We start from the raw sequence: 25,025 nt of genomic DNA, 5'->3' as shown, positions 1-25,025 counted from the left end.
CCATCAGAGAAACTGACGCGAACTATTTGAGTTTCGTCAGCTTCTCAATTTCTTTCATGGTTTTAACCGTACCTTTGACTGTGCCCTTCACCGTCTGTTTGATTGGTTCATAATCCATAAACCAAAACAGATTCATGTGTTGATCGCCGTGCTGCTGTGCCAACATATCAATCACGCTTTTTTCACCGCGCCCGACCAAATGCCGTCGATAAAAATAATACAGCAGTAAAATCGTGGTCATCAGCATGATGCCGAGCATGATCCAAAAACCGGTTGGCGATTTGAGTCCCGGAATAAACTCAAAGTTCATACCGTATATACCGGTTAATAAGGTTAATGGTGCGAAAATCGCCGTAATAATCGCTAAAATACGCATATTTTCATTGGTTTGGTTGGCAACGGCTGAAAAATGCAGATCAATGGCGGCCTGCACGGCACTGCGTAATCGTGTGGTATGTTTTTGAATGCGTTCGATATGGCTGGTTAAATCATCTACCCGAACCAGCATGATATCCTGCTTTTCACTGCGCTTTTTGCCTTTTAAATGTGGGTAATTATCTACAACTTCATCACGCAGTTCTTGCAAGGCTTCAATTTGCTCTTCACACAAATTTTCCACTTGCTGAAAAGCCATATTTTCCTGCAACAGTTGATGCCACTTGGTAAAACGCCGATGCCCTTGCAGCAATTCTTGCTGCCAAAACTCGACACGGCGGGTCAATGGAACACGTAAATCCAAGTATCCATCCACCATATTATTCAGTAAACGCAATGCCAAATCTAAGGGTGTAAGGGCTAATTTTCGTGGTTTATTTTGTTCATCAATCGGCCGAGAAATTAAGGTTTCAATCCGTTGGATATAACTTTCAATGGCTTTGTTGCCTTTTTCGCGCACCGTGATCAGCACTTGGGGCGTGATCAAAAAACTGATCGGGGTGGTCGCCAAACCAAAGACCCGCTCATGCTTTTCAAGCGCGTCGGCGCCTGCAACAATTTGGTCATCGGGGGTGACCATTTTTCTAAAAATTAATAAATCGTAATCATCGAGTGTGTCAAAGGCACACGGATGCTCTAGATTTAAAATATCCCACAGATGATATTCATTGACCCGTAGATCACACGCCTGAATAATCTCACGCTGCCATTGCTCAGGGCGGTTGACGACATCTTCACGGGTACAATCAATCCAAATAAACTCAGGCTCAAGTTCAGGATGATGCTCACATTGCACTTGGTCTTGCACATAGATATGCGCGGCTGTTGGATGCTGAAAAAAATAATAGGTTTGCATATCTCATTTATTATTGTGTTTACTTTTTGCATGATGCCATAAAAAAAGCCTTGAGCAAGTCAAAGTTCATACTCTGACTGCACTCAAGGCTTTTTAGAATCCATTCACAGAGCCGAAACCCTGTGAATCAACAAACCATTAAGCTTGTTCGATGTCTTTCATGGTTAATTTGATACGACCGCGGTTGTCGACATCAGCAACTTGTACTTTGATCTCTTGACCTTCAGATAATACGTCTGAAACGTTCGCAATGCGTTCGTTAGAAATTTGAGAGATGTGAAGTAAGCCATCAGTACCTGGAAGGATGTTTACAAACGCACCAAATTCAACGATACGAATCACTTTACCAGTGTAGATTGTACCTGGTTCGATTTCAGCAGTAAGCGCTTGGATTTTCGCAACAGCAGCAGAAGCAGCCGCTTTAGTTTCACCAAATACGCGAACTGTACCGTTATCTTCGATATCGATTGCTGCTTTAGTTTCTTCAGTGATCGCACGAATCGTTGCGCCACCTTTACCAATCACATCACGGATCTTATCAGGGTTGATGTTGATCACTTGGAATGTAGGCGCGTGCATAGAGATTTCAGGACGAGCGCGTGAAATTACTTGGTTCATTGCATTTAAGATGTGCATACGACCTGCATACGCTTGGTTCAATGCAACTTCCATGATCTCTTCAGTAATACCTTCGATCTTGATGTCCATTTGAAGTGCAGTAATACCGTTTGCAGAACCTGCTACTTTAAAGTCCATGTCGCCAAGGTGGTCTTCGTCACCCAAGATGTCAGAAAGAACTGCGAAACGCTCGCCTTCTTTGACTAGACCCATCGCAATACCCGCAACTGGCGCTTTAAGTGGAACACCTGCGTCCATAAGTGATAGAGAAGCACCACATACAGAAGCCATTGAAGATGAACCGTTAGATTCAGTGATGTCCGATACGATACGGATCACGTACGGGAAGCGGTCAGCTGCTGGAAGTACAGCTTGTACACCACGACGCGCTAAACGACCGTGACCGATTTCACGACGTTTAGGACCAGATTCACGACCAGTTTCACCTACAGAGTATGCAGGGAAGTTGTAGTGCAACATGAAGTTGTCAGTTTTCGTACCCGCTAATGTATCTACCATTAACGCATCACGTGTATTACCCAAAGTTGTTGTTACCAACGCCTGAGTTTCACCACGTGTGAATAATGCAGAACCGTGAGCACGGTCTAACACGCCAACTTGTACGTCAAGCGCACGAACTGTTTTAGTATCACGGCCATCAATACGTGGTTTACCTGACAAGATGTTGTCACGTACTGTACGGTATTTCAGGTCTTCGAATAATTCAGCTAAGTCGTCAGCGATACCGTCAACGTCTTCTTCTGGAACAAATTGAGCAACAGCTTCAGCTTGAAGCGCATCAAGTGCTGCATAACGATCGTGTTTAACAGCGATTGTGTATGCTTCAGAGATTTTCGCTTCAAACGCTTCTTTTAATTTTGCACGAAGGTCTTCGTTTTTCGCAGGTGCAGTCCAAGTAGACTCTGTTGCACCAGCAGCCGCAGCAAATTCTTTAATCGCTTGGATCGCGATTTGCATTTCGTCATGACCGAACAATACAGCGCCAAGCATTTGGTCTTCAGAAAGTTCTTTCGCTTCTGATTCAACCATCAATACTGCAGATTCTGTACCTGCAACCACAAGGTCAAGGTCAGATTCTTTAAGCTGTTCGTGGTTCGGGTTAAGGATGTATTCACCGTTGATTAAACCAACGCGCGCACCACCGATTGGACCACGGAAAGGCGTACCCGCAATTGCAAGTGCAGCAGATGTACCTAACATTGCAGCAATGTCAGCATCCATCGTTTTGTCAGAAGAAATCACAGTCGCAGTCACTTGGATTTCGTTGTAGTAACCTTCTGGGAACAACGGACGGATTGGACGGTCGATTAAGCGTGAAATAAGAGTTTCAGCTTCAGACGCGCGGCCTTCACGTTTACCGTAACCGCCCGGGATACGACCTGCAGCATATTGTTTTTCTTGGTAGTTAACAGTCAATGGGAAGAAGTCTTGACCTGCTTTAGCTGTTGGTTGAGCAACAACGGCAACAAGAACTTGTACACCACCCATAGTGATGATTACAGTGTTCGCTTGACGCGCAACACGACCTGTTTCTAGGACAACTTGATGCTGACCGTATTGGAATTCTTTACGAATAATATTAAACATCGACATGTTTTATTTTTTCCTGATTTTATTCTAGTGGAGACCCCTAAGGTTTGGCATTCACTCAACGCCCCAAACGCTGCAACATAAATGACAAAGCTTAGAAGCCGACCTCACTAGATATTAAAAACATTAATTAAAAATGCTAATTTGAGACACAAAGAAGGAGCGAATCAACGCCCCTTCCCCATTATCCAACCAAGGTTGGATAGACTTTAGTTTTCAGTAATACAGCACTAAGCATGCAATAGTCCGAAAATAAAAGTTTAAATCGAATTAACGACGTAAACCTAAAGCAGCAATCAATGCGCTGTAACGAGTAGCGTCTTTACCTTTAAGGTAGTCAAGAAGCTTACGACGTTGGTTAACCATACGGATAAGACCGCGACGGCTATGGTGGTCGTGTTTGTGCTCTTTGAAGTGACCTTGTAAATCATTGATTTGAGCAGTTAAAAGAGCTACTTGAACTTCTGGTGAACCAGTGTCGTTTTCAGCGCGAGCGAATTTTGCAACGATCTCTGCGCGATCTGCGTTTGTTAAAGCCATTCGATTTCTCCGAGATGCTTATAAAGTTAACTTTTGATACGAATCAACTGATAAATCAGCTGACTGCCGTGCATCACTACAGCAAGTGCATTATATTAAGGGAAAATCGTCCCAATTGCAAAAAGAGATGGCCGACTTCGTCAGGTTTTCATGACGATAATAGCGCCTTTTTTTTCACATCGATTCCATTATAAATTTTTTATATGTTTCGATACTTTATGCGACACAAAACCGCATATTTCTAACATGTTGAATGCGATGTCATTGAATGAATTTTAAACTGATTTTTTGATATATTTTGCCACTCGATGTTTAGCATGCAAAACTCAAACTGGAATGATTAAAAAAAAGCCCGAGCTGGGCTCGGGCTTTTTTGCGCTGTAGTTTCTTCTTTTTTAGTTATTGTTTTATTATTTATTGTTTTATGTGGCGCTTTTCCGCGTCCTTATGTCAAACATTCCATGTTTTAACTTGCACTTCCTTATGTGGTAGATTTTGCCACAACGGCTATTAGATAAAAGTCGTATTTTTCGTATCTATATGTAAGCTTTTTCGTACATCAGTTAAGCTCTATTTCTTTTCTGTTACAGCGTATAGGCATTTCTTATTTTCCAGACATAAAAAAGCCCTGTAGTCTCTCCCAAAACTACAAGGCTTAGCGGCTGTAAGTTTCCTATTTCCTTACTTCACTGTAAGTTCGCTGTCTTTTGACGTTATTCTTATACTTTTGCGATTTTACTCAACCATCCGTGTTGAGTTCTTTTTCTGTGAAGTCATCTTCTCAAAAAGCTCTAAAAAGCTCTATGCGCAAATCTCCTGAATCGATGTAAGCCATTTCTTACAAAATACGGTACATTTTGCCTAGGCTTTACAAAGGTAGGTGATTGTTAATTTTTTCTAACAGACCACTAACTCGCGCTGTTCTTTTTATAAGCGCTTTTGCCAATGCATCTTTTGCAACAAGCAAACTCACCACTTTTTTGGCACGAGTGATGGCGGTATAAATCAGCTCTTTACTCATCATTTCGGTAGCATGATTTTCCAAAACTACCGCCGTATGGGTAAATTCAGAACCTTGAGACTTATGTATGGTCAAGGCATAGGCGGTTTCTATACTTTTAGGTAACCGTGTTGCCACCACCCATTTATCCAAACTTGGAAAATAAACCTCAAACTGCGACTTTTCCGTCATCGGTCGTTTTAAGCAAATCCCGATATCACCATTTGATAGTCCAAGTTGATAATCGTTATAGGTCATCATGACTGGACGACCGACATACCAATCCCCTTGTTTCAACACACCCAAGGTATTTAAGACCCGAAGTTCAATCTGCTGATTGAGTTCGTGTAAGCCTAATTTTCCATGTCGAATGGCCGATAGAATCCGATAATCATCAAAATAGCGAATCAATTGGGCTGACCAATTTGCATATTCAGCGGGTTGCTCTGGCCATTGTTTTAACCATGCCACATAGGGCTGAAAACCATACATCAGTTGATCATAATATTTTGCCCAATGTGCCGCACTGTTCGTAGCGTCGGGGAGATATTGCAACTGAATCACATCGCTCATATTCGGTGTCAGTTGAATCGGCTGAAGTTCGGATGCAGATACCACCTGATGTTCGAATTTCGCCAGAACTTCAGTGGTTGTTTGCTGTTGTTCTTGTTGTTGAATAAAACGAGCAAACTCACCAATGGCTGCACCCTGTACAAAACGGCGGCTGGTCTGTAAATGGGTACGGTTGGCTTGTAAGGCATCGACATCCTGAAGGTTGGCCAAAACAGCGCCAACATCGACCGAAGCCAACTGTTCTGCATCCCCTAAGAGAATCAGCTTGCTGTGTTGAGGGATTGCCGCGAATAGCATCTGCGCCAAACTTAAATCCAACATGGAGGCTTCATCGACCACAATGACGTCATAGGGTAAGCGTTGGCGCTCATTAAACCGCGGGATAGCGCGCGTCCCTAAACCCAATAGACGATGCAAAGTTACGGGTTTCAAATGTTTGTGAATAATCGAATAATGCTGCAATGCAGGATCTTTAAACGCTGCTTGTAAGGCTTCTTCCATTCGCTGCGCCGCTTTTCCTGTCGGCGCTGCCATCGCAATTCTTAAATTTGGATTTTGCTCATTCAACACGGCAATAATCCGAGCCAAGGTATAAGTTTTACCTGTCCCAGGCCCACCGGTAATGATATTAAAATTGTGCTGACACACCATGTGCAGTGCTTGGATCTGATGGGGATCGGTCAGTAAATCCTTTTCAATATTAAGCATCTGCGTTTGATTGAGATTTTGCTCTGTTTGCTGTTTTAAACGTGCAACTTGCTTGGCTAAAGCATTTTCTAGTGCCCAATAGCGATAAAGATAAAGTCGCTGTGAATCAAAAATAAAAGGCGCAACAGGTGTTTTTTCAGCTTGCTCATGCTGAACCATCTGAGCCAAACATTGAATCTGCGCATCTTCGGCCAAAATACAACTATCGCCTTTTTCCACGGCTTGCATCAATTGTTGAATTAACTGATTTGCAGCAGGATGACTGGCCTGATTGGGTAAATAATGTTGGATTAAATAGTCAATCCAATCCGGCAAAACCTCATCTAAATCAGCTTTTTCTTGGGGATTTTGGGGAACTAAAACCTGCGTTTCCACAGTATTTTCTTGTCCCGCATGCAAAGGCTGTGCTGACAAGGCTTTTTGATCATTTTCCACACAGTTATCCTCAAACTTATCCACAAAGCAACTTATTGTTTCAGCGTGAATATTTTTATCTTTTTCGTGCTTTTTCACGTTTTAGCCACAACCTTTTCGCTCAATATTGCATCGAGGTTTTGAATGAATGTATCCGCCGGCTTCCAGTGATATACTCCACGATCGGACTGTCCATCCATACCACGAAGATACAGATAACTCGCCCCACCCAAATGCTGCGTCATATCATAGTCTTTCATCACGGCTTTCAAATAACGATGCAGGGCCACCAAATATAATGCAGCCTGCAACCAGTAACTGGAATGACTCATACTTTCTCGAATATAGGCATGATCATAATGTGCAGTCTGATCGCCTAAGAAATTACTTTTATAATCGGCAATGTGATAGCGCTGACCATCAAAATACACCAAGTCAATCGACCCCGTCAGATAGCGTGCTGTAAACACATCATTCAAATCTTGTATTTGTAAATCTGGCTCTTTTAGGCTTTCAAATAGCATGCGTATTTTACGTATCGCCAATGCACGATCTGCCATACTCAAATGAAAATCCATTTCCGAACGATATTCGCCATCGTTTAACTGATGCAAGCTAAAACCATCATGCAATGGTGTATGAATAATTTGACTGTACCATTCCCGCATTTCTTCAATCAGTTCAGCTTCATCTTGCTCAGGGTTTGCCGTTTGCCCGAACTGTTTCATTAAGTTTTGCAACATTTGCGGCGAATCAAACTCAACATCACTATGAAAACGTGATGCGATGGCTTTGGCCAACTTCTCTTCTGGGGTGCTAAATCGAACTTTTTCCATCAATTTATGCAAGAAACTTCCGGGCTTGGTTCCCTTTGGAAAATGCCGTTTAATCCAGCTTATTTTCTCTGCCGTTTCTGCTTCAACGATTTCAAGCTGTTCAACTTCATCGGCAGCACTGTCTTCTGGCTCGGTCATGACCGCTGCCAGTTGGTCACGTTGTATATGTGTCTTATGTGCCGTACGCGTGAGCGCGGTAAAACTGGTGGTTTCCCGTGGATAAAAATGGCTGTCGGGAATTTCTTCCGCGTCTAATACAACAGTTTCAACCTGAGTCTGAGTCAAAATTGGTGGTGCTGCACGCAAAACATCAGCATCCACACTTTCTGCATGTTGGAACAGATCAGGTTCGCTTCCACGCCAAAAAGTCAGTCCTGAACGCGCTTCTGCCATTTGTTTCTTTTCTACTTCATGATGACGTAGCACGGCATAGACACGATAACTGGCACGGGTCAACGCCACGTACCACAAGCGATGATGCTCTGCTTCATTGCGCGCATCATTTTGTTGAATATCATCTTCGGGTAAGTCCGAAGACTTCACGGCAATCACACGTTCTAACCCAAGGCTTTTTTGCTGATTGTCTTTAAGGGAAAAATTCAAATTGCCTTTTTCACTTAAGCCTGCATTTGCTCCCAATAAAAATACACAACCAAACTCTAAGCCTTTGGATGCATGAATCGTCATCAGTTGCACCCCCAATTGCCCAGTCAATTTTCGCTCTTGGGTACTTTCATTATTGATGCCTAAATTGATTTGGCGAATAAACCATTGATAAAGCTTATGTGCACCTGTGTAATGTTCACTTTGCTGACTTAATAATTCTGCGATATGGCGTAAATTCACCACTGTGCGTTCATTATCTCGACTTTGCCCAGCCACCAAACGCGTCCACACCTGAAAGACCGTCATGCAGCTATTCCACGCGCTGCGGAATCCTTGCTCATTCCAAATTTGTCGAATCTGTTCGAGTTTTTCGATGATGTCGCTCAGTCCATCTGCCTGCTGTTCAAGTGCGACCAGTTGTTTCAGATCAAAACCCAATAAACGGCTCAGCAGCGCACGTTTCACCTTGGCTTCTTGATAGGGATTCAAAATCGCGGTCAGCAAAGCGGCTACATCTTGTGCGACGGAACTTTTATAGACACTGTCCCGAGATGCTTTATAACAAGGAACGCCGAGCTGCAATAAACATTGTTGCACTTGCTCTAAGTCGAAATGGTTTTGCCCCAAGACCGCAATATCGTTTGCTGTCAGTGCTCGCTGGGTATTGTTGTCTTGAAAATATAAATGTCCTTGCTGCGCTTGGTTGAGTAATGACTGAATCTGCCAAGCCACTTGCTCAGCTTCATTCAGCGTTTCATCCAAAGCCAACCAACGCAGAGGTTGTGGATTGACTTGATCATGATCAATCAACGGCGGATGCTCACGCTCACCTGCTTGAATCGGGGTGTATTCAACTTGCTCACCAAAGTCCGTTTGCCGATGAAACAAGGCATCCACCACTTCAACCAAGTTTTTGACTGAACGATGGTTTTTGTTCAAGGTATAACAACGTCCACCCTTGGTTTGAATATCATGACGCGCTTTACGATAGGTCAGCATGTCACCGCCACGGAATCCATAAATCGCCTGTTTCGGGTCGCCGACCATAATCATACAGCCCTGATGTAAGCGCTCCTTGACCCGCCAAATACTGGACAGCATGTCATCTTGATCTTGGTTGGTGTCTTGAAATTCATCGACTAAAATCAGCGGATATCGTGCTAAAACATGGGCAGCAAAACTATCTTTCCCCGCTGCTGAACTTTGCTGTAAGGCTTCCGATAAGGTCCGAATTTGTTGTGAAAAGGTGGTTTCCCCAGCGTGGGACAACACTTGAGGCAAACGCTTTTTGACTTCCTGCGCCAAATAAAAATTTAGATATTGTTCTGCTTGATTGATATGTTCATAAGCGCTGAGCACCGCTCGGAGTTGTTGAACAAAAGCATGTTGATAAAACGCTTTTGAGACATCAGGCTGCTCTTCAACGACTTTGTCTTTAAAGACACGTGGCTTAAATTCAGTTTTATTCGGATCATAAAACAATGAGCGAATGGCTTTCATCGTCGGTTGTAACACGTCGGACTGGGTCAAAACCCCTTGGCTACCCGCAGCTTCAAAGTGCTGTAAAAACTCGGGAATGCGTGTGTTAAAGGTGACAAAAAATGCCCCTTTATTAAAACGTCGAGCGTCCACCAGGTTTTTATAATGACTTGCGGCATCAAAACACGCTGCAAGCTCTACACGAGCGGCAGGCAGCATTTGTGCAAGCTGATGACACATCGCTTCAAAATGTGCCAAAGCATTTTCGGGTAATTCAGGGACACGTAAATCCACCGATGGGAAGTTTAGACTTTCCTTTACCACGCCCAGATAGTATTCAGGGCCTTTCAACTGATGATTCAACAGCAAATATTCAATCAAATGCGCAGGCTGCTGCTGAATCCAATCTCTTAATAAATCATGAATAATACGTTCAATATGTAGATCTTCATCTTCACTGATTTGCACCTGTTCGATACGACCACTTTCAAAGGCAAATTCACGTAATAACTTTTGACTAAAGCTGTCTAAAGTTCCGACAAAGAGTTCTTCATATTGTTGTAAGACCACGTTCAGCCGATTGTAGGCATAATCTAAATGATGCCCATGATCTTTCAACACCTGCTGATACAAAGGGTCACTCAAACTCTGCTGAAGTTCGGCCAACTCATCTTGAGGTGCCGCGAGCAGGCCATAAATAAAGTCACGGGTTTCTTCAATCCGCAGTCGTACCCGCGCTTTGAGTTCCGCTGTGGCTTTACGGGTGAAAGTGGTGGCAATGACCTGATTTGGCATATAGCGATCGAGAAAAATCCGCACCATCAGACTGGAAAGCGTATAGGTTTTCCCAGTACCCGCAGAGGCTTCAATCCAGTGCAGTCCGGTAAAGCTCATGTCTGCAATCGGGTTGGTGGACATTTTCATCGCTTGCTGTGGCATATTCATTTTTTCACCTCAGGCTTGATGACATTAAGTTTTTTTAGGCCGTCATCCGCCTCGGTATCCATCACATGATATAAACGTTCTGCATAATAACGACAGGACAATGCCAGAAGCTCATCTGCCGCTTGTTGCTGTAAAATAAAAGTCCAATCGCGATGGTGGCTATTGGCTTCATTCGACTCCAGCTCCACTCCACCAAAACTATGATTTTTCAGCCATTCCTCTTGAAGCTTTGCAAAATTATCTGGCATGAGTTGGCCTGTTTCATTTTCCACCCAAGTGCATTTTTCTTGGCGAATTAAAGCAGCAGGCAGCACCACAGGACGTTTTTGTGCATGTTTCCACATCGCCATCCATTCACTGAGCTGTAGCTTGGCTTGTGCAGAGCTTAATCCACAACAGACAATGCTTTTATCATTACAAATCACTTCACGACGATACGTCGCGCCCTCATCGCCTAAGTCTAAATAGCTCAACCACAATAGATATTCGAGCCAGGTTTGCGTCTGACGTTTAGGCTTTGCCCCAGACGCCATACAGCTTAACCAATGCATACTCTGAGGGTCTTCAGGCACAGTGATACTCAGTATCAAATGTGGTTCAAGCTGTAGATTTTGTAAGGTAGTCGCGGTTACACGGCGTCCATCTAAACGCTCTAATAACTGTGCCTGCTCTTGCAAACTGAGCTTCCAAGTCGCTATTTGGCTATGTCCCACAGGCAGTACATCTTGGAACAAGGCCATATCGGGTTCAGCTGAGGTCGTAGAGTTCTGATCCTCTGTTTGATCGACACGAGAGGCAGGCTGCACATAATGCTTTTGCAATAAGTCACGGACATGATATTGCTGTAAACGGTCGAGCAATAAAGGCTCTTGCTGTGGTAATTGGTCACCGGTATAGACACTGGCCACGCCAAGCGTTTTCAAATATGCACGAGCTGGAAACACCACATCTTTAATCCATTCCTGACCATCCAAAACCCGTACTTCTTGTTCATCATGCACAGGATAATCACGGTTAATCCACGATTGGCGTTGACCAGACTGATCTAAAATATGTTCCGCCACAGCAAACCATTGATCTTTATATCGTAGGTTTTTCGACTGCTGAAAACCCATCGGGTCAAATGGCTGCAAAGGATAAATATGGTATAGCGGCTCGAGCTGCTGTGGAATGCGTAAGCCATCCAAATCCAGCATGGCATCATGTGGTTGGTTCAATTGCTGCGGCTGAATCATCCGTGCGAGGAATTGGCTAAATTCATAAATCACGGATGATGGCTCACGACTTTCACCATCATTGACATCAAAGCCATTATAGAAAATCCACAAGGACTGTCGGGCAAATAACAAGGCATCTAAAAATGCACCTTTATCATCTTCCAAACGTGAGCGATCACCCAATACCGGTTTAAACACATCCATCAAATCAAAAGGCACTTGCTGATCACGACGTGGAAACTTACCACTATCCATGTTCATCAACACCACCAATGAAAATGGGACTTGGCGGATTTTCCCCATATCCGCAAAGGTCACGGATCCTGTCGGTTCGATCTGATCGGCAGAGCTATCGATGCCTTGTTGTATTTCTTTGAGCAGCAAAGATAATGGCAAATTAAAGCTATTGGGGAGCGACTCAACTTTATCACTTTGAGCATTGTGCAGACGTTGCGTCATCGCACGCATTACACTGCGAATGGTTTCAAATGCTCGACCACTGGCTTCCACAAAAGGCTTTAAATCTGCATCTAATTGTTGCAACCACACTTTGACAGTCTGTGTGCTGAGATTCGGATTGAGCCAATCTCGACGCGCACTGATATCTCGGTAGATCTGAATTAAAGTTTGAACCAACTCAAAATCACTACTCGACACCCCTGCAAAACTTAAGGTGTCCTCAAATACGGCATGTTGTGGTATCGCAATTCCTAAAGCTAAACGGTCTAATGCAAATTTAAAGGTATAACGATAATCTCGGTCTTGCTCGGACAAATAAGCCAACATGTGCTGTTCGTCTAAACCACGACGGAAACCAGCTTGAATCAGCAGTTCCATCATACGTTCCATTTGCACATGGTCGAGCTGATACAGTTCTTGCACCGCATTCAAATTCAGCCAATCATGAAAATCTTCTGCGGTAAAACGACCTTGGCTAATTTCAATGCGTCCAACGAAAGCTTGCCATGCATTTTGAATATCTTGGCTGACCACCCCTGCAATTTTTACTGGGATATAAGGTAAATCCACCGCACTGCGTCCCATGCCACGAGTCGTCGAAAAGACCGTCCGAATATGCGGTTCAAGCTCTTTTAAATTTGGCACCAAGACCAAGATATCACTCGGATGGCGTGGCTCCTGTTCCGTGCCCTCGGCCAACCAATGTACCAACTGCTCACGTAAAACCTCTAATTGACGCAGGCTAGAATGACAGACATGAAATTGAATCGATTCATCTGAACCCGCGAGTGCATATTGATGCTGCTTGGGTTCTTCTAAGGTCATGATGTCATATTGAATTTGAGCGAGCAGCGTTGTCGGCTCGGTGTCTGGAAAAATATCTTCCCAACCTTCGCCACCAGACATATTCACCAATAATGCAAAGTTATCCCGCGCACGTTTACCTAAACGCGTCAGTAATGAATGCTGAGATTCACGAAATTCCGCATTGGTCGTACTCAGATAGGCCTGAATTTGTGCCGTGCTGACATTGGGATTTCGCTCAATATAACGCTGTTGTAATTTCAAGTTATAACGATCTTTCCATACGGGATCGACCATGTCTGCCCAATACTCACGCGATGGGTTGAAATACAACAGATGCACTTCGGTATACGCTGCCAAGCGATATAAAAATTTCAGTTGTGCAGGGGGTAATTCTAAGGTCGTAAAGACGAAAATCTGTTCAGGCAAACCGTTATAGGTTTGGTGACGCTCATCATCATCGCGCTCATCATCCTCAGCATCCAAATCAAATTGCTGCTGCCGATTTTGCTCAGCATGCGCCAAGGCAAACCAAAATTTATTGTCTATTTCCTGACGGTCATTAAAGTCTTTTTGGAATACTTGATGCCACAGCCAACGCTGCCAATGCTCCAGTTGTCGAGCCTGAGTCGGTAGATATTCATCAGCTTGTTCAGGTTTCAGACCTGTAAGTTGCATAATATTTAACGGCTGGTTATAACTCCACGCTTTTAGCCAGTCAGTATCGCAATGTGGACAAACCCAGTGCTCAACACCTTCATCTGGGGTATGAATACAACTGCCACGAAAGGCCATGTAGTTGGTAAAAAGCCGAGTGACTTGAGCAGCGATCCAATACAACATTTCTTGCCGCTTTTGCTCACGTTTTTTTCGATCTGAAAGCTGTGCTGTACTGTCAAAAATACGCTGGACTAAGGGCTGCACATCTGTCGGCATCTGTGCAGCATCAAACTGATCAGCCGCAATAAAAACCGCTAAAACATTATAAATACGCCATTGCATAATCAACGGCGGCATGTTGATACCTTTAATCCGCTCACGGTCTTGTTTATTCGGCAAGGCCCAATCGTAGGCTTTCCACTGCAGCCCTAAAATTTTACGATGATGCTTAATATTGGCACTAATACTGATTTTTTCAGCAATTTGCTTTTCTAACCATGCAGCAATGGCTTGATCGGGCACCACGATATGTCGTTCTTGCAAGACGGACAAAGCATTGGTCGATTGATTCGATTTCAATTTTTCGATTAGACAATCCACCAAAACTTCGATTCGTTGACTTTGAATTACATGTATTGCCATGGATTACCTTTACAGCCTGAGTGACCAACTACTACAAAACAACAATGATTATTTACTATACATCTTGGGCTGTCTATGCGACTTTGACAAGAGAATAGATTGCAAAAAATGCTTTTAAACAAGTATCTTAATGATACTTTATGAGAAAAAAACCAATCCAGTATCAAGGGTATCTGCTTATGAAAATTGATAACATTCCTGATTCCATCGACCCTAACTTAAATCTGGAAATTATTCGCGCTGAATGCTTAGAGCTTGTGAAAAAACGTGCTTATTTTTCAGCAGGTGCAGCCATTATTCCTGTGCCATTTTTGGATGTGGTGATTGACGTCGGAATTTTGTCACAGCTCATTCCAGAAATTAATGCGCGTTTTGGTTTAGCGCCAGATCAAATTAGTGTGTATGACCCGAAAACCAAACAGATTCATTGGACGGAACTGCGTAAACGTGGTGTCGAATTTTCAGGCTTAGTGGTTGCACGAACCGCGATGAAAAAATCGCTGAATAACATTGCGGCAAAATATATTACCAAACAAGTGACCAAATTTATTCCACTAGGTGGACAATTGGTGGCAGCCAGTTTGGGTTATATCGTGATGAAAAAAGTCGCTGAAACCCATGTAGAAGAAAGCTACCAATTGGCGAAGCGTATTCAACAGAAATTTCCGAACCAACCTGTCCCAACGCCGAACAATGTTTAACGGCGATATCTAGCGCATCAACATAGTTTACAAATCAAAGTGATCTAAACCATAGATCTAAAGATGAAGTAAATCTGAAAATGAGCGAGTTTTGAAAATGAAGAAAAAAGCCACGAATTGCGTGGCTTTTTTCATAAAGTCAATCTGCTTTCAACTGCGCTAAAATCGTTTTTAGCACTTGTAAACGAGCACTATGCTTATCATTGGTCGCAATCACATGCCACGGCGCATATTCTGTATTCGTGCGTTGCAACATATCTGCAGCAGCTTTGAGATAGTCATCCCAACGGTCACGATTCCGCCAGTCATCTGGAGTAATTTTAAACCGTTTATGTGCGGTTTCTTCGCGGGCTTTAAACCGCGCAGCTTGCTCATCCTTATCTATGGCTAACCAGAACTTGATGACAACCGTTTGAGTGTTATATAGGTCCTTTTCAAAGCGATTAATTTCATCGTATGCCCTCTGCCATTCAACGGTATTAGCAAAGCCTTCAATCCGCTCAACCAAAACACGACCATACCAACTGCGATCAAAAATCGTGATTTTCTCTTCAGGGACAATTTTATTCCAAAAGCGCCATAAGTAAGGACGGCGTAGTTCATATTTTTCAGGTGCTGCTATGGTATGAATTTCATATTCGCGTGGGTCTAACTTTTTAACAATACGTTTAATTGCTCCGCCTTTCCCTGCGGCATCCATCCCTTCAAAGACGATCACCACGTTGCGTGAATCAAAACGTAAAGCTTCAGCCACCTTACGGCTTAATTTTTTTAATTCTTTTTTATAATCGGCTTCATCAGCGACGGCAGTGCTGGGTTCCAATAACGCCTGTGGGGTTTTGGCTTGTTTCCAGCGCCCCACCGCCGTGGTTTCATGTGTTGGACAATGTTTTAAGGTCCGTAAAATATGCTGTGCAAATTGTTGATCACGGACTTGCTCATCTTCACAGTCGATGATGACCCAGTCATGGCTAAAACGCTGACGTAAACGTTGTAGGTTGTCATATTGCTTTTTATTGCGCCAATCTAAACCATGCAATTTATGCCAACGCGCTTCACTCGGGTCCATTTCATCCAAACGTTTTTGTAAGGATTTCCAAGACAAATCGAACCAGACTTTAATCACATCGACATGATTATTTTTTAGGTCTTGTTCATAGGCTCGCATGTTCTCAACATATTCATCAAATAAGGTTTCATCCAAAGGCTTTGACACATGCATGGCGGTACTGAGCAAATCACTGTACCAGTTTCCAAACATCACCATGATTTGCCCTTCGGCAGGAATAAACCGTGCATAAGACTGCCAAAAGGTTTGTTTTTGATTAAACATGATCGGGGCATCCGCTTTCACCCTTAAATAGCGTGGATCGACCCATTCTCGGAGCTGTTTGACAGCCTCGCCCTTACCCGCAAGCTCGATTCCACTCACTAAAATCAACACGCTTTTGGCATTGGGCTGACGGCTGGTATTTTTTAGTTGATACTGCGCTTCAATCAGCTCAACCGAGAGTTGTTCTTCATCCATCAATTGAAATTCTGTTTCTTTTAAGCTCATGGCGGACCCTTGGTTTTATTCTGTTTTGAGTATAACCATGCCCTTCACCCCACAACAATGCTTTCATGTATATGCTGAAATGCAAAATATGACCGTTTCTGCAACAAACTGACTCAGATTGACCTATAATTTCGTCACTTTGTCATAGCCCTAAGCTCCAACACCCACTAAGATTCAAACATCTAAAAAATAATTGAGACACTCAATGTCCAAACTTGCGGTATTAGATGATTTACTTGAACTGTATTACCAGTTGAATTACCACAAAAAGCCAGAAATTTTACAGCGTTTACAAGATGTCCAGCAGTGGCAAAAGCAGCGCATGCAACGTACGCATGCTGTGCAATTTGCTGAAAAACACAATGTACTGATGTCTGAATATTTTATTAACCGTTTATATGGCGGTCCTGATTTTGATGCATTAGCTGCACAAATTGCACGTCTCACCCGCTATGCGCACAAAGCTGAAAAATTGATTCCAGACAATGCTATAAAGACTGGTACTTCGGGCGTACAACTTGCCATTTTAGCCGTACAGCTTGATGAACAAGTGGCCATGCAATTATTAGAAGATTATCCATCCAATCTGCCCCTAACCGATGAAATGATGCGCCAGACTTATCTTAAGCTCGATCAGGGCAAGGACCGTATGTTACAGCTGCAACTATTGGACGATTTAGGTCGTAATTTAGATAAATATATGCGCTCATTTATGGTCTATACCGCCTTTAAGATGTGCAAAGGTGCAGCAATAAAATATAACTTCGAAGTGATGTACGACTTTATGCAAGATGGCTTCTTGGCGATGAAACCGCTCAAGTCAGCAGAAAAATTTGTCCGCGAATTTACCGCTGTAGAACGCCAAATCGTTGACCGTGTACATGCCGGTGACCCGAACCCGTTTCAGCCTGCGGCTTAACAAAACTCACATCCCACAAAGCCCATGTTTGATATAAAACAAACTGGGCTTGCAAGACTGAATTCAGATTTTTTATAGGGGTTTTGCAAAGCAATTACAGCAGCCCCTTATTTTTTCTGTATATTATTCACCACAAACGCAAATGACTGCTGTATAACAACAGAGAATCTGTCATCATGCTTACAAAGTAACATTAACCCTATTTATAAGTTAGGAGTGACTCTAATGTCTAACGAGAATCAAACGCCTGTCCCTACACCTGAGTCGGCACAAAATACAGACAAAGCGAGTCCATTCTTAACTGAACCTTTACCACAAGGGACAGCGCAAGGTCAGCAACAATCTTTAGAACAACGTCTGACCGACACACCTGTGACAGGTTCAGTACCCAAATATAATCTGCCACGTGGCGCGAATACTGGTAACGTTGGGGCAACCACGCACTTTGGTTATCAAACCGTGAGCAGCGAAGATAAAGCACAAAAAGTAGCGGAAGTCTTCCACTCAGTGGCTGCAAAATACGACATCATGAATGATTTAATGTCATTTGGTATTCACCGTCTATGGAAACGCTTTGCCATTAACATGTCAGGTGTACGTCGCGGTCAGCACGTCCTGGATATTGCAGGCGGTACAGGCGACCTTGCCAAAGTATTTAGCCGTGAAGTTGGCCCGACAGGTCATGTGGTGCTTTCAGACATTAATGAATCGATGCTCAATGTCGGTCGTGACCGCCTCATTGATGCTGGTTGTACCAATGTCGATTTCGTTTTGGCCAATGCTGAAACTTTAGAACCTTTTGCAGACAACAGTTTTGACCTATTGACCATTTCATTTGGTCTACGCAATGTGACTGACAAAGATGCTGCACTAGCTGCAATGTACCGCGTTCTTAAGCCAGGTGGTCGTTTACTGATTTTAGAATTCTCTAAACCGGTATTTGAACCATTCTCAAAACTGTATGACTTGTACTCATTCACTGCATTACCGATCATGGGTAAAATCGTAGCGAATGACTCTGAAAGTTATAAATACCTTGCAGAATCAATTCGTATGCACCCAGACCAACGTACTCTTAAAGGTATGATGGAAAATGCGGGCTTCCAAAACTGTGATTACCACAACTTAACGGGTGGTATCGTGGCTGTACACCGTGGTTTCAAACTTTAATACTGCAGGCTGAACTATGTGGTCGATTCTCGCACTTGGTGCAGTTGAACGCTTAATTCATCATGTCATTGATTTGGATGCTATTACTCGCATCCAACTGAATGAATTGCAAGGCAAAATGCTGCGTGTGGTGATCGACTCACCACAGCTGTCGGTGGATGTGTTTTTTGACGATCAGAAAGTTCGCTTAGAACCGACGCCAACAGGACATACTGAAACTGCATCCATCTTTGAGCAACGCCCTTTCGAACAGCAGTCAAGCATAACTGAAGCAACCGCGACCTTACATGTCAAAACAGTAGTCGAGCTCCTCAAACTGCTGTTGGCTGAAGATGTCGGCAATATTCCATTGCAAGGTGATTATCACTTATTGCAGGATATCCAGCGCATTATGCAGCAAGCTGAGCCTGATTTAGCTTCGCATCTAAGCCCTTGGATTGGTCCAAGCCTTGCGCATGAAATTGGTAAGTTACAACTTGCACCCAAACATCTCAAACGTACTTTACAAAGCCATTTGTTCTTTGCTGAAGACGCGTTAAAAGAAGATTCAGGCTTGCTTGCCCCACGCTGGCAAATGGATGACCTGAATCAAGACACCCGAATTTTGAATCAAAATCTGGACCGTGCAGAAGCAAAAATTCAGCAGCTGCACAGCCAAATTGACTCATTACAAGACAACACTTAAGACTAGGTAATTGCATATATGATTCCGCACGTTTCACGTTTACTCGACCTTTGGCGCATTGCTGCGCACTATAGACTCGACACGTTGTTTCCTGCGGAAGAATTACCGGAAAAAGCCCGTCATATTCTTTCCCTCATTCGTATACATCCTGCAGCACGTTTAAGCAAAGAACGTAAAAATCCACTGAAGCTAAAACAAGCTTTAGAAGATATGGGACCTTTGGCCATTAAACTCGGTCAATTACTGTCTACCCGTCGTGACTTGATTCCACCTGAAGTTTTACAGCAATTGGTGCTTTTACAAGACCGTGTAAAACCTTTTTCAAATGACGTTGCCAAAATGCGCATTCAGGAATCACTCAAAGCCGATGTTAATACCTTATTTGCACGCTTTGACGAGCAGCCTTTAGCCGCAGCATCTATCGCACAAGTGCATACTGCTGCACTGCATGATGGTCGCGAAGTCGTAGTGAAAGTGACTCGCCCGAATATTCGCAATCAAATTCTGCATGATTTTGAAATATTAGAGTGGCTTGGTCAGTTCCTTGAAAAACGCCTAGAAGCCGCTCGTGCCCTGCATCTGTCTGAAATTATTCAAGACTACCGTCAAATTATTCTCAATGAATTGGATTTGACTTTAGAAGCGGATAACACGCGTCGTATGCGTCATTACTTCACCGGTTCAAGCATGATGTACGTGCCTGAAGTCTATATGGACAGCCGTGATGTCATGGTCGAAGAGCGTATTACGGGTGTACCAATTTCAGATATTGCGACCTTTGATCGCTTGCGCATGGATCGTAAAGATTTAGCCGAAAAAGGGCTCACCATTTTCTTTACCCAAGTGTTCCGCGACAACTTCTTCCATGCAGACATGCATCCGGGGAATGTCTTCGTCGAAACCATTAATCCAAGCAATCCACGCTTTATTGCCTTGGACTGCGCGATTATGGGTGAGCTTTCAAAGCACGACCAAATGACCGTAGCACGCATGCTGCTTGCGGTTATGAACAGCGACTTTATGCAACTGATTCAAATCGTGCATCAAGCGGGTTGGATTCCACCGGGTACAGATCAAGATGCATTAGCACGTGAAATGCGTCGTACGGTTGGCCCGATGGTCTCTAAACCAATGCATGAATTGGACTTCGCCGGCATCCTGATTCAAGTGATGGATATTGCGCGTCGTTTCCATTTAGAGATTCCGCCACAACTGATGTTGCTGCTCAAAACCTTGGTCCATGTCGAAGGTTTAGGAACTGATCTCTATCCTGAATTGGATATTTGGAGTTTGGCAAAACCAATCCTGACCGATTGGATTAAAGCGCAAATGAATCCTCAGAAAAACTTAAAAGAACTCGGACAAAAAATTCCAGACTTACTTTTAGGTGCGCAAGATTTACCAACGCTGATGATCGACAGTCTGAATGGTTTAAAAAATCAGTCAGCTTGGCATGCCAAACAACTCAATGAACTGCAAAGCATGCGCTTGCAAATGGAACATCAGCAAAAGCGTAGTTGGGTCTTTGGCAGTGTTATGGCCATCTTTCTCTCCATTGCGATAATTGCGCCATGGTATGTTTCCATCGTATTAATTGCACTTTCAAGCTTACTTGCCATTTGGCGTGTGTTTAAATAATCTGTATTTAAATGATCTTGATGTATCCATAAATCCTTTAAGCCTTTTGACAATAAAGGGCTTAAAGCTATAAAAAAAAATTTAAATAAGGCTGAACGCCATGTCATACAGTTATTTAGGGGTACTGTATGGTCGAAATCTACTCCGAGCATGTGCAACAGTCTCGCTGTATAGTTTTTCGACCCTGCTTGATGTGTTGGTTAAACTAAATATACACATGCCGTTTCTAAACTGGCAACCGTCAGCCAACACCACCCTGTATAGGATGCAGCGTAGCTGCTGCATTTTGGTGGATCATTATCTTTAATGCACTTCCCTGTTTATTCCTGCTTTGTTTGCCACAGCAAAAACTGATGGCCGGGTTAAATTATTGGTTATTAGCTGGGGCCGTGGTTTTTATCATTAATCTATTTGCTTGGGCGGTCTTCCCAATGGCGACATGGGCAATCGTCTGCCTCAGTTTGTTTCAATTGCATCGGCATAATGAACAATTATTACAGCATTCGTGAGTGGTGCCCTGATATGACTGAGAAGTCATTTGTCGTAAGTTTCAGCCATTGGGTCTGTGCAAAAACGCACTAGAATAATTCTACGACTGTATTTTAAGCGACTACCATGACTCAAATTTTGCAAAAAAAACCGCCTGCGCTCAATATCCGTGCTGGCCATTTAGCACGCCAACTGATTGAACAAGAAGGTTTAAACGCTGCTCAAGTGGATATCCTGCCCGGTGCTGCTGGTGGCCCGAAAGGCATTGGTATTCAAGGTTTAGATCAGGCGATTTTTGCTGACTTTTTGCCACGTGCGCAACAAAAGCGTACTTTAATTGGTTCATCGATTGGCAGTTGGCGCTTTGCCAGTATTGCTGCTTGGGGAGCTATCGAAGGCACGAAACGCCTCTCTGAGCTGTATACCAATCTGAGCTTTCATAAAAAGATGAGTCGTCAAGAAGTCAGCGATGTGTGTCGTGGCATGCTGATCGATTTGATTCAAGGTCAAGAAGCGGCACTGGTTAATCACCCAGATTATCACCTCACTGTGCTTTCAGTCAAAGCTCAGCATATTTTCCAAAGTGATAAAGCTCTGCCGCTATTAGCCTCTGTCGCAGGAATCGTGGGCACGACAGCGCTCGCACGTAAACACAGTCGTTATTTCATGCAGCGTGTAATTAGTCAGCCTGTGTCAGGTCATCAATTTACCGTGGCGGATGATGGCTTTACCACGCATTACCATGCATTGACTCAAAATAGTGTTATGCCGTGGCTTATGGCATCTGCATCTATTCCTGGTGTTATGGCCGCGATCCGTGATATCCCTGATGCACCACAAGGCAGTTACCGCGATGGCGGCCTAATCGACTATCACATTGACCTGCCCTTCCAAAGTCAGGGCATCGTGCTGTATCCACATTTCACAGATAGCATCACCCCCGGTTGGTTTGATAAATTATTTAAACGTCAGGCTAATCCAGACAATCAAGCGCGTACCCTGTTACTATCACCTTCACAAGAGTACCTTGCAAGCTTGCCGCTTGGCCGACTGCCTGACCGTAAAGACTTTACCCTCAAAGGCTTAGACAACCAACAACGGATTAAAATGTGGAACCAATGTGTGGCTGAAAGTCAGCGTATGGGCGATGAGTTTTTGGAGTTGGTTGAAAAGCAACACTTTCCAGCAGTCATGCAAGCACTCTAAGCGTTACAGTAATCTCTTGCGAGGGACGCTATAATCCTGTTTCAGAATTTTGAGCTTATTTAGTATAGATTTATGCGGATATTTTTAACTGTTTTGCAGTATGCCTGCATCGCTTTTGCACTTTTCCTTGTTTATCAAGTGTCAACTGCCTTGATCAGCGGCCAATACGATTTAATGGAAGTGGTGGCAGATGTCGGTACCATTTTAATTTGTATCGATTTGGCGGTGTTTTTATTTACCAGTAATGCAAAACAAGGCATTAGCATCGAAGACTATGCGAAACAATTGGAACAAAAGCCGTCAAAATTGGTATATGTCACCCGTAAATTGGGACATTTCGGTATTTTGCTGATCATTACCAGTTGGATTGTACCGATGATTCGCTAATGTATTTTAGTTCAATAAAAAGGATCATCATGTGTTCATGATGATCCTTTTTTTATGTCATCCGATTTTATTTATCCGAAGAAATTAACCCGTCCAGTTTTTACATCATACACCGCACCAACGATCGCCACTTTGCCTTCTTGCACTAACTGCCGTAGCACTTTACTATTTTACAAAATATAGCGGATGTTGTAATGCACATTCATTTGCGTCACTTGCTCTAAAAATGCCGGACTCAGCGTTTGTGGTTGCATCAATTCGGCAACACGCGATACAGACTCATTGAGTGGCCCCAGCACATATTGAATATGCGGCATACGCGTCAAGCTCTGAATCGATTGACCGGCTAAATGCAACTGACAAGCACTGCTAACCGCACCACAGTCCGTATGACCAAGCACTACGATCACTTTGGCACCTTTGGCTTCGCAGGCAAATTCCAATGATCCCAAAACTTTTTGTCCCGCGACATTCCCCGCAATGCGTAAACTAAATAAATCGCCAATTCCAACATCAAAGATCATTTCAGTCGGCGCACGAGAATCCATACAACCTAACACTGCCGCAATCGGATGCTGTCCTTCTTCTGCGGTCACCCGCAGTTGACGATAGATATCTCGTTGCAAACGCTCATTTTGTACAAACCGCTCATTGCCGGCTTTAAGCAAAGCGAGCACGGCCTCCGGAGTCAAATGTTGCTGTAAAGCTGCGGTACTGATATCTATATCTAATGCCGCCTCCTGCGCATCGGCATAGTGTGCCTTGAAACCAATCAACTGCACTTGCACTTTACGCTGCACAGCCTTTTCCTGTTGGTACTCTTGAATGAGTTGGAAAATATCAGCATCCATATCACTCACATGTGTGGCATCAATCACCACTTGTTCGCCGCGATGGATATGTTCCAATGCAGATATTAATGCCGAACGGTTGAGAAAACTGACTTGTGAAGGCAATTCAATCCGTGTAATCACCCCATGTAAATGATGCTCTTTATACACCTTCAGTCCCTTATTAAAATTGGCATATAAAATAAAGGCCGCACTACTGGCTAAACCAATCAAGATTCCGAGCAATAAGTCTGTGAGTAAAATCGCCAACAAGGTAATGATAAAAGGAATAAATTGTTTCCAACCTTTTAAATACAACTGTTTAAACAATTTGGGATGTGTCAGTTTAAACCCAGTGAGGATTAAAATTGCGGCTAATGCTGAAAGCGGAATCATGTTCATCAAAGGCACTAAACACAGCACGGCAAACAAGAGCAATACGCCATGAAAGATGGCAGAACATTTACTTTTAGCTCCAGCACTAGCATTGACAGAACTACGAACAATTACTGACGTTAGCGGCATCCCGCCTATAGCACCCGAAACGACATTGCCGATGCCTTGCGCCCATAACTCTCGGTTGGGGGGTGAAGAGCGCTTATGCGGATCCAATTTATCTGCTGCTTCTAAATTCAATAGAGTTTCTAATGACGCCACAACCGCCAAAGTGATAGCGCCCGTATAAATCAGAGGATTATTTAAAGCGGTCCAATCCGGAAAGATCATCACATTTTGTGGCTGATCCCAAAGGTTAGGAAGTTGGATGAGATTTGATGGATGAACTGCAAAAGACGAGCCACTATAGCTAAATACCAAATAAATCATTACAGTAATCTTTAAATAATTTATCAATATCTTTAACTCTAAACTTAGTTCGAATCGCCTTGACTCGTGACCACATATTTTCTATTGGATTTAAATCTGGACTATATTTAGGAAGCCACACAATGTAATGGCCTGCACAACGTATCAACTCCTGAAGTCTTTTCCCTTTGTGAAAGGTCGCATTGTCCATAATCAAAACACTGCTTTCTTTCAA

At 43.4% G+C, this 25,025-nt stretch carries 16 protein-coding genes and 1 pseudogene; 8 read left to right on the top strand and 9 right to left on the bottom strand.

From position 1 onward, the window contains the following. Positions 1–22: 22 nt before the first annotated feature. The 6 genes from FTU65_RS01375 to FTU65_RS01350 form a co-directional block, all read right to left on the bottom strand. Positions 23–1,291, bottom strand: coding sequence for a magnesium transporter CorA family protein (locus FTU65_RS01375; protein WP_180066198.1), 1,269 nt, complete (start codon positions 1,289–1,291; stop codon positions 23–25). Between the two features lie 138 nt (positions 1,292–1,429). Then, positions 1,430–3,517 (bottom strand): polyribonucleotide nucleotidyltransferase, encoded by a 2,088-nt coding sequence (pnp, locus tag FTU65_RS01370; RefSeq protein WP_171262611.1) that lies wholly within the window; start codon positions 3,515–3,517, stop codon positions 1,430–1,432. Positions 3,518–3,790: 273 nt separating this feature from the next. Further along, the gene (gene rpsO, locus FTU65_RS01365) at positions 3,791–4,060 is read right to left on the bottom strand and encodes a 30S ribosomal protein S15 (RefSeq protein WP_005007057.1); all 270 of its coding nucleotides are present in this window, start codon (positions 4,058–4,060) and stop codon (positions 3,791–3,793) included. Positions 4,061–4,928: 868 nt separating this feature from the next. Next, complete coding sequence (gene recD, locus FTU65_RS01360) at positions 4,929–6,716, bottom strand: exodeoxyribonuclease V subunit alpha (RefSeq protein ID WP_373886719.1); 1,788 nt, start codon at positions 6,714–6,716, stop codon at positions 4,929–4,931. 134 nt (positions 6,717–6,850) lie between these two features. Further along, on the bottom strand, positions 6,851–10,621 hold the full coding sequence (locus tag FTU65_RS01355; protein ID WP_180066195.1) for a UvrD-helicase domain-containing protein: 3,771 nt from the start codon (positions 10,619–10,621) through the stop codon (positions 6,851–6,853). Next, complete coding sequence (locus tag FTU65_RS01350; protein WP_180066193.1) at positions 10,618–14,403, bottom strand: exodeoxyribonuclease V subunit gamma; 3,786 nt, start codon at positions 14,401–14,403, stop codon at positions 10,618–10,620. The genes FTU65_RS01355 and FTU65_RS01350 overlap by 4 nt, the downstream gene beginning before the upstream one ends. A gap of 179 nt (positions 14,404–14,582) precedes the next feature. Between FTU65_RS01350 and FTU65_RS01345 the strand changes: the two genes are divergently transcribed. Further along, positions 14,583–15,104, top strand: coding sequence for a hypothetical protein (locus FTU65_RS01345; protein WP_078189799.1), 522 nt, complete (start codon positions 14,583–14,585; stop codon positions 15,102–15,104). Positions 15,105–15,243: 139 nt separating this feature from the next. On the opposite strand, the gene FTU65_RS01340 is transcribed toward FTU65_RS01345, so the two are convergent. Further along, positions 15,244–16,662 carry a phosphate--AMP phosphotransferase gene (locus tag FTU65_RS01340; RefSeq protein WP_180066188.1) on the bottom strand — a complete coding sequence of 473 codons (1,419 nt, stop codon included), beginning with the start codon at positions 16,660–16,662 and terminating at the stop codon, positions 15,244–15,246. Positions 16,663–16,867: 205 nt separating this feature from the next. On the opposite strand from FTU65_RS01340, the gene FTU65_RS01335 reads away from it, so the two are divergent. The 7 genes from FTU65_RS01335 (at position 16,868) to FTU65_RS01305 (ending at position 23,156) form a co-directional block, all read left to right on the top strand. Beyond that, the gene (locus FTU65_RS01335; RefSeq protein ID WP_180066185.1) at positions 16,868–17,581 is read left to right on the top strand and encodes a hypothetical protein; all 714 of its coding nucleotides are present in this window, start codon (positions 16,868–16,870) and stop codon (positions 17,579–17,581) included. A gap of 225 nt (positions 17,582–17,806) precedes the next feature. Then, positions 17,807–18,751, top strand: a complete 945-nt coding sequence (gene ubiE / locus FTU65_RS01330; RefSeq protein WP_180066183.1) for a bifunctional demethylmenaquinone methyltransferase/2-methoxy-6-polyprenyl-1,4-benzoquinol methylase UbiE — start codon at positions 17,807–17,809, stop codon at positions 18,749–18,751. A 16-nt stretch (positions 18,752–18,767) separates the two neighbouring features. Beyond that, positions 18,768–19,436, top strand: coding sequence for an SCP2 domain-containing protein (locus FTU65_RS01325; protein WP_180066180.1), 669 nt, complete (start codon positions 18,768–18,770; stop codon positions 19,434–19,436). Between the two features lie 18 nt (positions 19,437–19,454). Beyond that, on the top strand, positions 19,455–21,074 hold the full coding sequence (locus FTU65_RS01320) for an AarF/ABC1/UbiB kinase family protein (protein ID WP_180066177.1): 1,620 nt from the start codon (positions 19,455–19,457) through the stop codon (positions 21,072–21,074). A 353-nt stretch (positions 21,075–21,427) separates the two neighbouring features. After that, a complete protein-coding gene (locus FTU65_RS01315; protein WP_171263744.1) occupies positions 21,428–21,583 on the top strand; it encodes a hypothetical protein in 156 nt (51 codons plus the stop codon). A 106-nt stretch (positions 21,584–21,689) separates the two neighbouring features. Next, complete coding sequence (locus tag FTU65_RS01310; protein ID WP_180065746.1) at positions 21,690–22,769, top strand: patatin-like phospholipase family protein; 1,080 nt, start codon at positions 21,690–21,692, stop codon at positions 22,767–22,769. A gap of 72 nt (positions 22,770–22,841) precedes the next feature. Beyond that, positions 22,842–23,156, top strand: coding sequence for a hypothetical protein (locus FTU65_RS01305; RefSeq protein ID WP_078189807.1), 315 nt, complete (start codon positions 22,842–22,844; stop codon positions 23,154–23,156). 71 nt (positions 23,157–23,227) lie between these two features. Here the strand turns inward: FTU65_RS01305 and FTU65_RS01300 are convergent. Continuing rightward, a pseudogene (locus tag FTU65_RS01300) lies at positions 23,228–24,787 on the bottom strand (carbonic anhydrase); the annotation flags it as partial. Between the two features lie 4 nt (positions 24,788–24,791). Continuing rightward, the coding region (locus FTU65_RS01295) for a transposase (protein WP_218949630.1) at positions 24,792–25,025 on the bottom strand (234 nt) is incomplete at its 5' end.

Origin of the sequence: Acinetobacter sp. YH12129, assembly GCF_013418685.1 — a bacterium.
Taxonomy (GTDB): Bacteria; Pseudomonadota; Gammaproteobacteria; order Pseudomonadales; family Moraxellaceae; genus Acinetobacter; species Acinetobacter amyesii.
The sequence above is the reverse complement of the archived record's forward strand: the minus strand, read 5'-3'. Positions and strand labels throughout refer to the sequence as shown.

Bases quoted from the DNA above. Each gene is read 5' to 3' on its own strand.
- FTU65_RS01375 (WP_180066198.1), bottom strand. From the start codon at position 1,291: ATGCAAACCTATTATTTTTTTCAGCATCCAACAGCCGCGCATATCTAT.
- pnp (WP_171262611.1), bottom strand. From the start codon at position 3,517: ATGTTTAATATTATTCGTAAAGAATTCCAATACGGTCAGCATCAAGTT.
- rpsO (WP_005007057.1), bottom strand. From the start codon at position 4,060: ATGGCTTTAACAAACGCAGATCGCGCAGAGATCGTTGCAAAATTCGCT.
- FTU65_RS01355 (WP_180066195.1), bottom strand. From the start codon at position 10,621: ATGAATATGCCACAGCAAGCGATGAAAATGTCCACCAACCCGATTGCA.
- FTU65_RS01350 (WP_180066193.1), bottom strand. From the start codon at position 14,403: ATGGCAATACATGTAATTCAAAGTCAACGAATCGAAGTTTTGGTGGAT.
- FTU65_RS01345 (WP_078189799.1), top strand. From the start codon at position 14,583: ATGAAAATTGATAACATTCCTGATTCCATCGACCCTAACTTAAATCTG.
- FTU65_RS01340 (WP_180066188.1), bottom strand. From the start codon at position 16,662: ATGAGCTTAAAAGAAACAGAATTTCAATTGATGGATGAAGAACAACTC.
- FTU65_RS01335 (WP_180066185.1), top strand. From the start codon at position 16,868: ATGTCCAAACTTGCGGTATTAGATGATTTACTTGAACTGTATTACCAG.
- ubiE (WP_180066183.1), top strand. From the start codon at position 17,807: ATGTCTAACGAGAATCAAACGCCTGTCCCTACACCTGAGTCGGCACAA.
- FTU65_RS01325 (WP_180066180.1), top strand. From the start codon at position 18,768: ATGTGGTCGATTCTCGCACTTGGTGCAGTTGAACGCTTAATTCATCAT.
- FTU65_RS01320 (WP_180066177.1), top strand. From the start codon at position 19,455: ATGATTCCGCACGTTTCACGTTTACTCGACCTTTGGCGCATTGCTGCG.
- FTU65_RS01315 (WP_171263744.1), top strand. From the start codon at position 21,428: ATGGCCGGGTTAAATTATTGGTTATTAGCTGGGGCCGTGGTTTTTATC.
- FTU65_RS01310 (WP_180065746.1), top strand. From the start codon at position 21,690: ATGACTCAAATTTTGCAAAAAAAACCGCCTGCGCTCAATATCCGTGCT.
- FTU65_RS01305 (WP_078189807.1), top strand. From the start codon at position 22,842: ATGCGGATATTTTTAACTGTTTTGCAGTATGCCTGCATCGCTTTTGCA.